This window comes from Pseudoalteromonas sp. B160, assembly GCF_037162485.1.
In the GTDB taxonomy this organism is placed as follows: Bacteria; Pseudomonadota; Gammaproteobacteria; order Enterobacterales; family Alteromonadaceae; genus Pseudoalteromonas; species Pseudoalteromonas rhizosphaerae.
Genome location: NZ_JARLUX010000002.1, coordinates 391,383 through 407,141, shown reverse-complemented (window position 1 = coordinate 407,141; position 15,759 = coordinate 391,383). Strand labels below are relative to the sequence as shown.

The window sequence follows — 15,759 nt, the reverse complement described above, 5'->3', positions numbered from 1 at the left end:
TACATATTAACAGCCTATGCTAACATTACACTTGGTTCACTGTATCTTACAATTATGGACAATCAAATTGTACCTTTGCTGCGTCACCTTACACTAATTAAATTAGCGACAACAGCTTAAAATACAACCACCTTTGATATTGAGTTAATCGCTTAACTTTTGACACTTTATTAAAAATACTAACTGTACAGGCCGCGAGTGCACTTTATTAATGATAGCAATAACACGACTATTCAAATGCAAGTCAATTAAATTAAAACGCACACTACATACGCATAAAAAAGCCACTATCGAAACAGTGGCTTGGTGAGAGTCGAACGCTTATTTACATTTACTTTGGTTCGCGTAAATGGAAAATTTGGCACTTGTTACCTAAATCAGGTTGTTGTGCAAAATTAGTTTTATCTGCAAGGCCACAATCACTTAAACCCAGCGCTTGCTTTGTGTAACGGTTGATCAACATCACCCCGCCACCTGCAACAGGAGTAATGCGCCATTGTGCTGTTTTAGTTTCGCACGAAGCCATTTCAACGTTAGCGCCAGGCACTAAAGCATTGTTTGCCACAGCAGCGCAATAATCGCTATCTAGGTCTTGTTTTAGAGCAACGTAGCCTGTGTCTGTTGGTGCAAAGAACCATTGTTGGGCGTCGCTGTGAGTAAACGCTTGTTGCTCAACATTAGTACCTGCTTTAACAGCTCCTGCAACGCTCAATGCTTTACCACTTTGTTGGCTCATTACCGCGACACTGCCTACAGGCTGTAACTGCCAATCAGCACATGCAGTATCTTTACCTTGTTGTAAAACCGCTTGATTTTGCGCGGCTGAACACCCTGCTACGGCTAATGGTTTTTCAGTGTAGCGATTCGTAATGGTGACATTTCCATCAGTGCTTGGGGCAACTTTCCATTGTTGGCAAAAGTTGTTACGCCATGCCGCAGATTGTGTTTTCGCATTATCAGCATCACTGCAATTAGCCAGCTCTAAAAACTTGCTGTCTTCACGATTTGCTAAACGTACAAAACCATCTGTGGTGGCATCAATCACCCATTGACCATTGGTGCTTGCACATTGGCGTTGCACGGCACGCGCATCTTGAGGATCCGCTGCAATATCTAAACATAAACCGCTGGTTGCATTAACTAAGTTATAACGCTGACCTTGCACACGAGTTACAAGTGGCCCGTATTCACCTGATGGTGGAGCAACTTCAACACCCGGTGTAACAGGTTTTGCAAAGTTTGGCGTGCCATCCTTATTCCAAGTAAATTTTTGCGCACGTAAAGAACGTGTGGCACTACAACCATGCTCTACTGAGTCATTGCCATGGTATACCAACCAGTCTTCACTGCCATCGGGTGAGGTAAAAAAGCCATTATGGCCTGGGCCAAATACTTCATCTGTCCGCTCAAATACCGGCTCGTCAAACTTCTTCCAGCTGTTTGCATCAAGCGGATCATCACCTACAAGTTCTAACATCCCTAACTTGTAGTCTGGGGTGTTACAAAAGCTTGCTGAGTAAGTCATAAACGTGCGACCGTTATGCTGTAAAATCTCAGCGCCTTCGGTAACTTTACGGCCACTGATCTCCCAATCGAGTTCAGGACGTGTGATCACCGTGTGCGGTGAATTCTTTTTCAATGTCCACGGGTTTTCCATTTCAGCAATAATGTTTAACTGTTGATCTCCTTGCCACTGTGAGTAGATCACATACAGTTTGTCTTTATAGTTTAGGTAGTTACCATCGATATTCCATACATCAGGCATGAGTGCGCCTTTGTATTCATACGGACCCATTGGGTCGTCACCGGCACTTTCTAATACATTAAGATGTTGGTTATCTAAAGTACCATCAGTCCCTGCTGTATACATCATGTACCAATGGTAGCCGTCAGGGCCTTTAACACGATGAAATTCAAACGCCCAAAAGTTACAACAACGCGCAGGATCGGTCGCTGACCATACATTTACTGGGGTTGCATCGGCAAGTCCTGCTAAAGTAGGTGATTTACGCATCACCAATTCAGATGTCCATGTTGTCGTCGTTAGGTAATAGTTACCATCCCAGTACTCAAGCCATGGATCGGCACCATTAGGAAATAATGGATTAGTGAATACGCCATCATCTTGCGTGGGTGCTTTTGCGCTCGCGATTGGTGCTGCATCTTGTGTTTGTTGTGTGTCTGCGCGGGTTGTAGATTCACACCCTGTAAGTGAGCTTAATGACAAAGCGAATAAACCTACAAGGCCTGTTGCTTTAGCAGTACGCTTTAATTTAGTGCGCAAGTGATGTTGTGCATTCATTGTTGTTATCACCCTTAGTTATTATAACAAACCCGCTATTGGGGTTTAATTTTATAGAAAACAGTTTTGAGTTGAGCTGTTGCGCCTCAACCTGTGTTAATTTTTTACCTGCGCTAAGTAGCTGGGCTGAACTGAAGTTACTAAAGCTTAAGTCAATATCTAACGTAATAGCTTTATCCTGCGCATTAATACCTGCAACATACCAGTTGCAGCGAGAACGTCTCGCCATCACCACATGCTTACCTGGGCTGCCTTGCAAGAGCCTTGTTTCATCCCACAGAGTAGGCAGCGATTTCAAATAAGCTTTTACTGGTTCTGAAACTTTCGTCATTTGCTCAGGCGTTGTCACTAAGTGCTGTACCCCAGATGTAAATAAAATCGGCAGCGCGAGCTCAAAGGCATTATTGGTTTTGCGTTCAATATTAGGAATATCACCAAGTACCATAGGTGTAAAATCCATTGGATCAAACACGTTCCGAGTAAACACTAAGGTCGCTGCATGCTGCGCTTCTTTATCGGCAAATGCTTGAAAAAAGCTTATCATCTCAAAGCCTTTTACTGCTTCGGAGGTCATTAGATTAGGATAAGTTCGCTGCAAGCCCCTTGGCAAAGTGGTGCCATGAAAATTGACCATTAACTGATGTGCTGCTGCGTCTTTCAGCATAGCTTCGTAATAGGCCATCACAGATGAACCATCACCCGGGAAGAAGTCGACTTTAATGCCTTTAATTCCCATAGCTTGAAGTTTTGCAAAATGTTTAATGCGATCAGCACGCGTTAGTAATGCACTTTTAGGAGAATAAACCGTGTTATTCCACGCGCCTGATGAGTTATACCAAACCCATAAATCAACATTTTTTTGCTTAGCATAGGCTGCCAACTGCTGCATTTTCTCCCAGCCTATTTTTTGATCCCAATCCGCATCAATCAATACATATTGCCAGTGCATATCTGCTGCATAATCAATGAACTGTTTTTGCACAGGAAAGGTTGTAAAGTCATCCTTTAATAACCCCCAACTCCAAGCAGCAATCCCTGGTTTAACAAAATCAGTGTTAGTTAGCTGGTTTGGTCGGGCTAAGTCAGTCCCTAAAGTAGACTCAGTAACCGTTTGCAACGTGCCAATTACCAATAAACGCCAAGGCGATAACAGCGGCAGTGTATGCTCTGGTAAATAGCCACCATTAGAAGTAACTTCACGCTGATCAGGAAAACGAACCTTAAACTGCCCTTGGCTATTATTGGTTAAATTAGTACCACTGTAATAGTCTTCACCACCAGCTTCTGAGATTAAAATATACTGATCTTGGTGCTTAAATAATGCCGGATACACCCAGCCATTATTGGTTATTGCAGGGGTCGTTAATGCTGTCGCTTGTAAATATTCTTCTTCATAAGAAGGGTTAGTGTTCATCCAGCCAGATTGCGCTTGCGCTTTAGGCTGTAACCACGCAACGGTTTCACTTGGAAAGTTAAAACCCGTTTGTTCACTCATAACGACCCGCGTATCCGAGGACACCCCATCTAACTCGTAGCGAAAAGCAACCCCATCGTTGCTCACTTGAAAGCGAACATTCAATGTTTCGTGTTGCTGATTAGTCACGCTAACAACCGTACTGTTAGCCTGGTAATCAACAAACTGTTGCTTACCAGTAAAAAGCTGGTAGCTATCATTCACTGTCGGCTGTTGTTTAACGGCTAATAATCTAAGCTTTTTAGTAAAATCGGTATTATTAAGCGTGATACCTAATAAAGATGGCTCAATTACTTTATCGCTACCTGACTGTACTTGATAACTTAACTGTCCTTGCTCATCTAAATCAACCAATACGGCTAACTGCTGATCTGGGCTATGAATAGTCGCAACCTCAGTCGCTTGCGCCACAGTTGTTATCACTAAGGCTGCAAACAGCAGCCCTATTTGATTAACGAAGTGCATTACTTAGTGCCAAACTCATACACAATACGCGTTGAATAAACCTCACCAGGCATCAAAGTTGTACTTGGGAATGTTGGCTGATTCGGTGCATCAGGAAAGTGCTGTGGCTCTAGGCAAAAACCACTGCGCTGCTTATGAACTAATCCAGAGGCTTGCTTACTGCTTCCATCTAAAAAGTTACCTGAGTAAAACTGTACCGCAGGTTCTTCGGTATACACAGTTAGGGTTCGACCTGAGCTTGGCTCATAAACGTTAGCTGCTTCAATCAAATCATGATTAGGTTTGTTTTTCAGCACAAAGTTATGGTCATAACCTTTACCAAGCTTCAGCTGCTCATCATCCACATTAATTTCTTTACCAATTGCTTTTGGATTTCTAAAATCAAACGGTGTACCCGCCACTTGCATTAACTCACCCGTTGGGATCAAACCGCCATCCACAGGGGTGATTGCGTTTGAGTTGATTTGCATTTGATGATCGAGAATATCGCCCTTACCGGCTAAGTTAAAATAACTGTGCTGGGTCATATTGATGATGGTTGGCTTATTTGTTTTTGCCACAAATTGCATATCTAGAGTATTTTTGTTGGTCAGTGTGTAGGTAACTTGTGTTGTAAGCTCTCCAGGATAACCTTGGTCACCATCAGGGCTCACTAAACTAAGTGTAACACCCGCACTGTTTTCTGTACTAAATGGCGCCATGGTCCAGACTTTTTTATCAAAGCCCTGCACACCGCCGTGTAAATGGTTAGCACCATCGTTAGTTGCTAGCTGATAGTCTGTGCCGTTTAAGCTAAATTTACCATTAGCAATACGGTTACCAAATCTGCCAATGATCGCGCCAAAGTATGTGGTTGCATTAGTGTAATCTTCTAAATTATCCATACCTAAAACAATATTACCCATGTTGCCATTGCTGTCTGGCGTTTCGATACGGGTAATAATGCCGCCATAATTGATCACATCAACGCTCACGCCATTACTATTGGTTAGGGTAACTTGGTTGATCGGAGTTTGGTCTGCCAGCTTGCCATAAGCGTGCAGTAATGCAGAAGGTGAATTGGTCATATTGTCTCCTTGGTGAGCACACGCGGGGTTAAAGCAATCCCAAAGGACACTGCTATTGCAAAGATACCGCGAGATAATTTTTTAATCGATGTTGACGACTGATGAACCGCTGTTAGGCGCTGAGTTACACATTGCAATGACATGACAATAACCTTATTATAATTGTATTTATACTTTTATAATACAATATAGTGATCGATTGCAAATTTATTCGCCTAACTTTTTAGTTGTATTTTGCCGTCTTTGACTAAAATGCAGTCCATACCACCAGCCTGAGCTGCTTGATAGCCTATTTGCGTGTCTTCAAACACCACACAATTTTGTGGTTGAATGTTTATTTGTTTGGCTACGCTTAAAAAAGTTTCTGGGTGTGGTTTACCGTGGCGAACATCACTGGCAGTAACTAATGCGTCTATTTTATCGATTAACCCTGTTTGAGTTAGATGCTCAATGGCATGCGCACGGTCCGCGCCAGTACCTACCCCAATAGGCATTTTGCCATGGTAATAGTTTAATACATCGACTGTCTCAGTAATGATTTCTGGCTGATGGTTTAAGCCTAACCAAAATTGGTATTTTTGCTTGGCAACTTCATCAGGATCATGACTAAGTCCATATTTTTCATTGAGAATATCAACAGTAGCAAGCGTTGGTACACCACCTAAACTATACATATAGTCATAGTCAAACGGATAACCTAATGCATGGCAGGTCAGCTCCCATGCTTGTAAATGAGAGCCCATCGAATCGATAAGCGTGCCATCCATATCAAAAATAATGCCTTGGTATTTTGTGAGATCGAGCATGTGTACTCCAAAGTCTTAGAAAACAAAAGCCAACTTTACTATAAAGTTGGCTTATTTAGTTAACTTAGATCACTGCTGTTATAGGTGATTAAAGCCCACGTTTTAACATGTAATACGCTGCATTGTGGCGTAGCTCTGTTTTGAAACCACGGATGCTGGTATCAGCATCGATAATCATCGTTTCAACACCTGCCATTTCAGCAAAATCAACAATCATATCGGTTGTAACAGCTTGGCTGTACGCAGTATGGTGTGCACCACCTGCATGGATCCACGCAGCAGACGCCACTGATAGATTCGGTTTTGGTTCCCACAATGCTGATGCAACTGGTAAATGCGGTAATTCAGCCGGTGGCGTTACTGTATCTACTTCGTTGATCAAAATACGGAAACGGTTACCCATATCAATTGGCGAAACGTTAATCGCAGCACCGGCTTTAGCAGTAAACAATAAACGGCCCACATCACATTTCACACCGATGGTGTGCGTGTGAACTTCAAGGCGTGGTTTTTGCGCTGCAATCGATGGACATACTTCTAACATGTGAGCACCTAGTACTTGGTCGGTATCACCCATGTTATACGTGTAATCTTCCATAAATGAACAACCGCCTTCACGGCCTTCACCCATTACTTTCATGATGCGTACCATAGCGGCTGTTTTCCAGTCGCCCTCACCGCCGTAGCCATAGCCTTTTGCCATTAAGCGCTGCGTTGCAAGTCCAGGTAAACCAGATAAACCTGACAAGTCTTCAAAACAGTTAGTGAATGCTTTAAAGCCACCTTTTTCTAAAAAGCGTTCCATACCAAGCTCTAAACGCGCTTCGTTGCGTAGCATCGATACTTTGTAGTCATCTTGCAACGTTTCATCGCTGATCACATAGTCAGTTTTGTATACTTCAAGCTGGGCATCGACTTCAGCATCTGTCACGGTATCAACAACTTTAACGAGCTCAGCTACACCAAAGGCGTGTACTTCATAACCAAACGTGATTTGTGCTGATACTTTGTTACCTTCTGTAACCGCAACTTGGCGCATGTTATCGCCAAAACGTGCCACTTTAAGTGTTTGGCTCTCAGCCCACCCTTTAGCTGCGCGGCACCAATCATCAATTTGCTTTTGCACGTCAGCACGTTGCCAGTGACCAGCCACTACTTTACGCTCTTTACGCATTACAGTACCAATAAAACCAAACTCACGATCACCATGCGCACTTTGGTGGGTGTTCATGTAGTTCATATCAATGTCAGCCCACGGTAACGCGGCATTAAATTGTGTATGAAGGTGTAACCATGGCTTACGTAATTCGTTTAAACCGGCAATCCACATTTTCGCGGGTGAGAATGTATGCATCCACAATACTAAACCCACACAGTTAGGATCTGTGTTTGCTGCTTGGCAAACCGCATGAATTTCTTCAGGTGTTTTTACCGTTGGCTTGCATACTAGATTAACTGGTAAATTAGCTTCGCTATTTAAACCAGCAACAATTGCAGCGCTATTATCTGCAACAGTATTTAACACTTTTGGGCCATATAAATGTTGTGACCCAGTTACAAACCAAACTTCTTTCATTGACGACGGCATATATAAATTCCTCTTGTACTGGTTAGCCACGGTTACTTTGGCCGTAGTAGGCATCTTTACCGTGTTTTCTTAAATAATGTTTATCCATCACAGACTTCTTAAGCGCAGCTGCATTTTGATCAAGCGTGCGAGTTAAGTAAGCCATGCGAGCAATTTCTTCTAGCAGCGCCGCGTGATACACAGATTGCGCTGCATCTTTACCCCACGTAAACGGTGCGTGCCCTGCCACAATCACCATAGGTGCTGCTTTTGGGTCGCGGTCTTTATAAGCATCAGTAATTTGAATACCGGTCTCAAGCTCATAATCGCCATTTACTTGCGCATCGGTTAGTTCACGGGTGCAGGTAATGTCACCGTGCACATAATCAGCATGAGTCGTACCAAAGCAAAGGAATGCTCTGCTTTGCTTGTGCCCATGCTGTTGCGTAAGTTGAATGCGTATGGGTAACACCACCGATCTCATTAAAATGACGATATAAGTGAATATGGGTTTTGGTGTCTGAAGATGGGCGCATACTTCCCTCAACAATGTTGTTTTCTAAATCAACAATCACCATGTCTTCAGCTTTCATTTGGTCATACGACACACCGCTTGGTTTAATCGCAATCACGCCTTTGTCGCGGTCAATTTGCGACACATTACCAAAGGTATAAATTACTAAACCACGACGTTGTAATTCCATGTTAGCTTCAAATACTTCACGCTTTAACTCTGTGTAGCTCATGATTTTGCTCCATCAACATACTGTGCAAGGGCTTGATAATTAGCGTATAGCTCATCATAAACAGCAACCCGCTCAGGGTTAGGTAAATATTGATGACACACGGCAGACGCCATAACTTGTTGCGCATCAGCAACCGTTGCATATTCACCTGCAGCAACAGCAGCCATAATTGCAGCGCCAAGTGCACAGCTTTGCTCGCTTTCAAGTACGTCAATTGGGCAGTTCCATACATCCGCACAGGTTTGCATTACGTAATCTGATTTTTTTGAAATGCCGCCAATTACCACTACTGAATCAATCGGCACGCCTTCATTTTGAAAGCGTTCAGTAATGGCACGAGCGCCAAAGGCCGTCGCCTCAACTAATGCTTTAAAGAACTGCGGCGCGTCAGTGCCCATTTTCATGCCCGTCATGGCCATTGCTACGCTTTGATCTGCATCAGGTGTGCGACGACCGTTGACCCAGTCAAGTGCTGTTACATCGGTATTTTTAACCGGTAACGCACTGGCAGCTTTTGATAAATCAACTAAAATTGAGTCTTCAATTTTATTGATCAAGCTTTGTTCAACGTCGTTTAAATTTGCTAACTGGCGAGTTGGCCACAGCATTAGGTTTTTAAACCATGCGTATAAATCGCCAAACGCAGATTGCCCCGCTTCAAGGCCAATCATGCCTGGGATCACTGAGCCATCTACTTGACCACAGATACCTTTAACACAGGTATCGCCAAGTTGCTGTTTTGAAGTAACAGTAATATCACAAGTTGAAGTACCCATTACTTTAGTTAAAACACCTGGACGCACATTGGCAGCAACTGCCCCCATGTGACAGTCAAACGCACCGTAACCTACAACTACATTCTGTGATAAACCAAGTTTATCAGCCCATTGCGCTGTTAATTTACCAGCGACTTGGTCACTTGGTTGGGTTGCTGCATTAAGCGTATCAACCACACCATCTAATAATGGGTCAATATTGCTGAAGAAACTATTTGGTGGGAAACCACCCCATTGCTCATTCCACATTTGTTTGTGGCCCGTTGCACAGCGTCCCAGTGTTAATACTTCTGGGTGAGTGGTGCCACACATCAATGCCGTCATCCAATCACAATGCTCAACCCACGAGTAAGTTGCCGCTTTTACAGCCGCATCATCTCTAAAAATATGTAATGCTTTAGCCCAGTACCATTCTGATGAATAGATGCCGCCCATGTGTGAAAGATAATTAACCTCGTTATTGGTCGCGGCTTTGGTGATCTCATTCGCTTCTTTAATCGACGTATGGTCTTTCCAAAGAATGAACATCGCATTAGGGTTTTCAGCAAATTCTTCAGTCAGCGCTAAAGGCGTGCCTTGGCTATTAATCGCCACTGGCGTTGAGCCTGTGGTATCAAAGCTCATACCTATTACTTTATCCGCAGTTCCCGCAGGTACTTGTTGCCATAGACCATTGACGACCTCAATCAAGCTGTCGATGTAGTCTTGTGGATGCTGGCGAAATTGATCTTTACTTGGATCGCAATATAAACCTTGCGCCCAACGCGGATAATTCACTAAATGGCTAGCCAGCTCTTTACCTGTGGTTACATCAACAAGCAGTGCTCTTACTGAATCAGAGCCATAATCTAAGCCCAATGTATAACGAGACATAAATACCTTTCACTAATTGGATACTAACAATGTTAGTCATTACTGTTATTTGTATGATAATATCAATAATGACGGGTTGTAAAGGTATTATAAAAATATTATTAACAGATTTATTCTGAAATATTCGTGACACCTGTGCCCTTTAAACTAATGTTTTGCACTAATAAAGGGCTTAAACCATGTCATAAGCAATGCTAAAAGCCGTTAATTTATTTTGTATGATGAAAATAGGATGTCTATGTCTAGCCAATTAGAACAATTAAAAACCATGACCACTGTGGTTGCTGATACCGGTGATTTTGAAGCAATCGATCAATATAAGCCGCAAGATGCCACTACCAATCCATCGTTATTGCTCAATGCGATTAAAATTGAAAAATACCGCCCACTGGCTGTTGAAGCCGTTGCTTGGGCTAAGCAACAAACAAGTGACAATGCACTGGTGATCAGCAAAGCTGCTGACAAACTGTCGGTACTAATTGGTGCAAATTTAATGGCTCAAGTGCCAGGGTTAGTGTCTACCGAAGTAGATGCGCGCTTATCGTTTGACACTCAAGCAACTATTGATAAAGCCCTTGAGCTTGTTGCGCTCTATAAAGAGCAAGATATTGATACCTCGCGCGTACTGATCAAAGTGGCGTCTACATGGGAAGGTATTCAAGCAGCAAAAGTACTCGAGCAACAAGGTATTCGCTGTAACCTAACGTTGGTGTTTGCATTTGCTCAAGCTCGTGCGTGTGCTGAAGCAGGTGCTTATTTAATCTCGCCTTTTGTTGGTCGTATTCTTGATTGGTATAAAGCAAACCAAACTGATAGCGATTTTAGCGGTGCTAATGATCCAGGCGTACAGTCTGTTGCACATATTTATAACTTCTTCAAAAAGCACGATTATAAAACCATCGTTATGGGTGCAAGCTTTAGAAACATCAGCGAAATCCAATTACTGGCAGGTTGTGATAGATTAACTATCAGCCCAGGGCTATTATCAGAACTAGCCGCAACAGATGCCCCATTAGCGCGTCAACTGACTGCTGCTACTGAAACAGTTGCCCCGCCAACGCCTATGACTGAGCAAGCATTTCGCTGGGAAATGAATCAAGATGCCATGGCTACAGAAAAACTAAGCCAAGGTATTCGCCAATTTGCAATTGACCAAGAAAAACTAGAAGCCATTCTAGCTGAGCTGATCTAAGCTTCAGTCGTTATATAAAATCAATTCTGCAAATAAAAAAGCCCGCTGATTTAATTAAATCAGCGGGCTTTTTGTTCAGGTAAATTTTTAACCCAAGTTCAAAACAATTAAGCGTCTAGTAACGCATTAGCCTTAGCAACAAGGTTACTCACAGTAAAGCCAAAGTATTCAAGTAGAACTGGTCCTGGCGCTGACTCACCAAAGGTAGTCATACCTAGTACATCGCCATCTTGGCCAACATATTTATACCAAAAATCGCTATGCGCAGCTTCTACCGCAATTTTAGCAATACCAACAGGTAATACACTCTGGCGATAGGCTTTATCTTGCAAGTCAAACTGATTGGTACATGGCATAGATACAACACGAACCTGTTTACCCTGTGCGGTTAGAGCAGCTGCTGCATTTACCGCTAACTCAACTTCAGAACCAGTAGCAATAATGATCAGCTCAGGTGTGTGCTCGCTATCAACTAAGATATAGCCACCTTTAGCAACATTCGCTAGTTGCTCTTTAGTGCGCGGCATTGCTTTAGTGCCTTGGCGGCTAAAGATCAATGCACTTGGGCCAGCTTCTTTGATTAAAGCCTGACTCCATGCAACCGCTGTTTCAACTTCATCACATGGGCGCCAAGTCGACATATTTGGCGTCATACGCAAATTAGCAATTTGTTCAATTGGCTGATGGGTCGGGCCATCTTCACCTTGACCAATTGAATCATGGGTGTACACAAAAATGCTTTGCGCTTTCATTAACGCCGCCATACGCACAGCATTACGCGCGTATTCCATAAACATTAAGAAAGTTGCACCAAATGGGATAAAGCCGCCATGCAGCGCAATACCATTCATTATCGCACTCATGCCAAACTCGCGTACGCCATAAAATACATAGTTACCCGCAGCATCATCTTGCAAACCTTTCGCGTCAGGCCATAAAGTTAAGTTTGAACCAGCTAAATCAGCTGAGCCGCCCATTAATTCAGGTAACTGCTTGGCAAAAAAGGTGATCGCATTTTGTGATGATTTACGCGTTGCGATGTTTTGCATCTCATCTTGGCATTTTGCAATGTATTGATCAGCAATTTCTGCAAAGTTGCTTGGTAATGATTTAGTCGTTACACGGCGGTTAAATTCTTTACTCAGCTCTGGGTGTGCTTTGCTGTAAGCGGCAAAGGTTTGTTGCCATGCGCTTTCTAAATCTTGGCCTTTGGCTTGGCCATTCCACTCATTATATACATCTTGAGGAATTTCAAATGCTGGGTGTGGCCAATTTAGTTGCTCACGAACCGCAGCGATTTCATCGTTACCCAGTGGTGAACCGTGACAATCATGACTACCCGATTTATTGGGCGAACCAAAACCAATCACCGTTTTACAACAGATCAGCGTTGGCTGATCTGGGTTAGCTTGCGCAGCTTCAATAGCACTGGCAATCGCGGCCATATCGTGACCATCAACGCCACTAATAACCTGCCAACCGTATGATTCAAAGCGTTTTGGGGTATCGTCAGTAAACCAGCCTTCTACTTCGCCATCAATTGAGATGCCATTGTCATCCCAAAAAGCGATTAGTTTGCCTAACTTTAAAGTACCCGCTAATGAACATGCTTCATGAGAGATACCTTCCATCAAACAACCATCACCTAAAAAGCAGTAAGTGAAGTGATCTACAATATCAAAGTGTGGTTTATTAAATTGTCCAGCTAAGGTTTTTTCAGCAATTGCCATACCAACAGCATTGGCAATACCAGCACCAAGTGGCCCTGTAGTTGTTTCAACCCCAGGTGTATAACCATACTCTGGGTGACCTCGGCGTTTTAGAATGCAGTTGGCGAAACTGTTTAATGTCTTCAATACTGACATCATAACCACTTAAATGTAGTAATGCGTACTGCAACATAGAGCCATGGCCGTTTGACAACACAAAACGGTCGCGGTTAGGCCAATCAGGATTTAATGGATTGTGGCGGTGAAAGTTTTGCCAAAGAACAGCAGCAATATCGGCCATCCCCATTGGTGCACCTGGGTGACCTGAATTAGCTTTTTGAACGGCATCGACAGCAAGCATGCGAATTGCATTTGCAGATTGAGAACTGGGAAGAGTCATCTGTTACTATTTCCTGTTAATATTATATTATAAATAATATCTCAAAATGTAATATAAATAGCAATCAGAAATCGCCCGAACTCGCTAAAAACAGTTCTTCAGCGCATACAAATGCAGCTCTGCAAATCATTTTCCTAGAACTTAACGATTTTTTGCACAAAAAACAGACAATGAGGGTAAATGAGAAACCATGAAATAATTTGTAGCTCGTGCTTAGCACGTTAAGCATATCGTCGCCGTAAACATCCGTAGTGTGGCTTGTAGAAGAGCGCTTTAGCGCCGAATAGTGATCAAAAAACTCGTTTCACTGCCTCGCCACCTAAGCTGTCTGTGTCGTAGGCGCTAAGCTTACTGGCGCGACAGTACTTCAAATAAACCAAAGGTTTAACAATCCGTCCATGGAGCTTGGTTACATCGGTCATTACCTAAATGGATTTAGGTACTTAGATTTTGTCGGGAACAAAAATCTGCCATGACCTCACTTCCTCAGGCTGCACTCTTTATTCGGTAAGTCGTTTCGGTCACTCATCACCTAAGCTGCCTGTGCAGCAGTGAACTATTGTTAAATTAACATCGGCGTTTGAATCCATCCATGGAGCTTGGTTACATCGGTCATCCATGACCTCACTTCCTCAGGCTGCGAAACTCCGTTTCGGTCCCTCGTCACCTAAGCTGCCTGTCCGGTAGTAAACCTCACAAGTTAAAAATAACACCTGAGTTTTTTTCTAAGCTGCCTGTCCGGCAGTAAACTATAGAATATCAGCATAAAAATAAGTTACAACAAGCCATTAGGTTAAATATTACTATTTTACCTTATCAAAAACGACATGTTATAACCCATTGTTTTTATAGAAAATTTTAAAGAGAAAAAATAAAGGGTTAAAACCAAGGTACGGTAGCGGTTTTGCTTAATCCATAAGAATCAAATTTACCATCAATAGGTTTATCTTTTAAATCACTAAACGCAAAGAATTTGCGATGCACTTGTTCTGTTGAACCACTGAACAAATCTAGGTAAGGATTATCAGCAGCACCAAGTACATATTTACATTGTTTGAAAAAATGTGTACGTTGTTTTGGGCTAAACGTGGCGCGGGTTTTATCATTACATAGAGGTGAGTTTAACCATCTAAGGTATTCACTTTGAGTTTGCTAATCTTAAATTAACTCAGAGGACCACAAGCAGACTTCCTTTTCGGCCTGAACGATTTGCTTTAAATCAAAAATTAAACATGCTTTTGTGCGCATCTTCACAAAACATGACCATAATATTGCTATCGTAATTAACTTACCGACATACTTTGTCACGATTTTTCACTAGCTGGGCTTGCAGCTCAATGGTAATGTAGGGTTAGTCACGTTTATAAGTATATAAATTAAATAAATATGTGACATGCCATATTGGCCACTATTAAAGGAGAGTATCTATGGACCCGATCACGCAAGTTCTCAACATGTTATTCACTGTTGAGGCGTTTTTACTCATTTTGTTTTAGTACTGCTAAAAAGTAGTGTTAAATTTAGTGCCGCAAAACCGTGCGTGGCTCATTGAACGTTTTGGTAAGTATCAATCAACCAAAGAAGCAGGCCTAAACTTTATTGTGCCGTTTGTTGATCGTATTGCCGCTGATCGTAGCTTAAAAGAGCAAGCGCAAGATGTGCCGTCGCAATCTGCTATTACCAAAGATAATATTTCATTGATTGTTGATGGTGTATTGTATTTCCGTGTGATGGATCCATACAAAGCCACTTATGGCGTTGATGATTATGTGTTTGCCGTTACGCAATTATCGCAAACAACGATGCGTTCAGAGCTTGGTAAAATGGAGCTGGATAAAACCTTTGAAGAACGTGATGTACTAAATACTAATATTGTTGCGGCAATTAACCAAGCCGCAGATCCTTGGGGTATTCAAGTATTACGTTATGAAATTAAAGATATTGTGCCACCGCAATCAGTAATGGAAGCGATGGAAGCCCAAATGAAAGCGGAACGTGTTAAACGTGCACAAATTTTAGAATCAGAAGGTGATCGTCAAGCTAATATCAATGTCGCTGAAGGTAAAAAACAAGCGCAGGTACTAGCCGCTGAAGCAGAAAAAGCCGAGCAAATCCTCCGTGCAGAAGGTGAAGCCCAAGCCATTACTGCTGTTGCACAAGCACAAGCTGATGCACTGCGTAAAGTCGGTGAAGCGGCGGATACTGAGCAAGGTCAAAAAGCAATTCAGTTAGACCTTGCTACAAAAGCCATTGCAGCTAAGCAAGCTATCGCCAAAGAGTCCTCTGTTGTTTTACTACCCGATAACGGCACCGATGCCAGCTCTATGGTAGCGCAAGCAATGTCGATTATTAATACCTTAAATACCAAACAAAAAGGTTAAG

General features: G+C 42.6%; 7 protein-coding genes and 4 pseudogenes. 2 read left to right on the top strand and 9 right to left on the bottom strand.

The window, feature by feature from the left end:
• Positions 1-331: 331 nt before the first annotated feature.
• From P4S61_RS20390 to P4S61_RS20360, 7 genes and pseudogenes are all read right to left on the bottom strand, one after another.
• A complete protein-coding gene (locus tag P4S61_RS20390; RefSeq protein WP_337119090.1) occupies positions 332-2,302 on the bottom strand; it encodes an RICIN domain-containing protein in 1,971 nt (656 codons plus the stop codon).
• The gene (locus P4S61_RS20385) at positions 2,274-4,241 is read right to left on the bottom strand and encodes a glycoside hydrolase family 97 protein (protein ID WP_337119089.1); all 1,968 of its coding nucleotides are present in this window, start codon (positions 4,239-4,241) and stop codon (positions 2,274-2,276) included. Before P4S61_RS20385 ends, P4S61_RS20390 begins: the two co-directional genes overlap by 29 nt.
• Entirely contained in the window at positions 4,241-5,308 is a 1,068-nt protein-coding gene (locus P4S61_RS20380) for an aldose epimerase family protein (protein WP_246175459.1), read from the bottom strand. The genes P4S61_RS20385 and P4S61_RS20380 overlap by 1 nt, the downstream gene beginning before the upstream one ends.
• 215 nt (positions 5,309-5,523) lie before the next feature.
• Positions 5,524-6,114 carry an HAD family hydrolase gene (locus tag P4S61_RS20375; RefSeq protein WP_337119088.1) on the bottom strand — a complete coding sequence of 197 codons (591 nt, stop codon included), beginning with the start codon at positions 6,112-6,114 and terminating at the stop codon, positions 5,524-5,526.
• Positions 6,115-6,202: 88 nt separating this feature from the next.
• On the bottom strand, positions 6,203-7,702 hold the full coding sequence (araA, locus tag P4S61_RS20370; protein ID WP_149980044.1) for an L-arabinose isomerase: 1,500 nt from the start codon (positions 7,700-7,702) through the stop codon (positions 6,203-6,205).
• Positions 7,703-7,724: 22 nt separating this feature from the next.
• Positions 7,725-8,427, bottom strand: a pseudogene (locus tag P4S61_RS20365) (L-ribulose-5-phosphate 4-epimerase).
• Entirely contained in the window at positions 8,424-10,076 is a 1,653-nt protein-coding gene (locus P4S61_RS20360; RefSeq protein WP_149980043.1) for a ribulokinase, read from the bottom strand. Before P4S61_RS20360 ends, P4S61_RS20365 begins: the two are co-directional and overlap by 4 nt.
• A gap of 238 nt (positions 10,077-10,314) precedes the next feature.
• Between P4S61_RS20360 and tal the strand changes: the two genes are divergently transcribed.
• Positions 10,315-11,268, top strand: coding sequence for a transaldolase (gene tal, locus P4S61_RS20355; RefSeq protein ID WP_182739555.1), 954 nt, complete (start codon positions 10,315-10,317; stop codon positions 11,266-11,268).
• A gap of 107 nt (positions 11,269-11,375) precedes the next feature.
• On the opposite strand, the pseudogene tkt reads toward tal, so the two are convergent.
• Positions 11,376-13,377: pseudogene (gene tkt / locus P4S61_RS20350) on the bottom strand (transketolase).
• Between the two features lie 879 nt (positions 13,378-14,256).
• Positions 14,257-14,415, bottom strand: a pseudogene (cas6f, locus tag P4S61_RS20345) (type I-F CRISPR-associated endoribonuclease Cas6/Csy4); the annotation flags it as partial.
• Positions 14,416-14,804: 389 nt separating this feature from the next.
• Between cas6f and P4S61_RS20340 the strand changes: the two are divergent.
• A pseudogene (locus tag P4S61_RS20340) lies at positions 14,805-15,758 on the top strand (SPFH domain-containing protein).
• The last annotated feature ends 1 nt before the right edge of the window (position 15,759 follow it).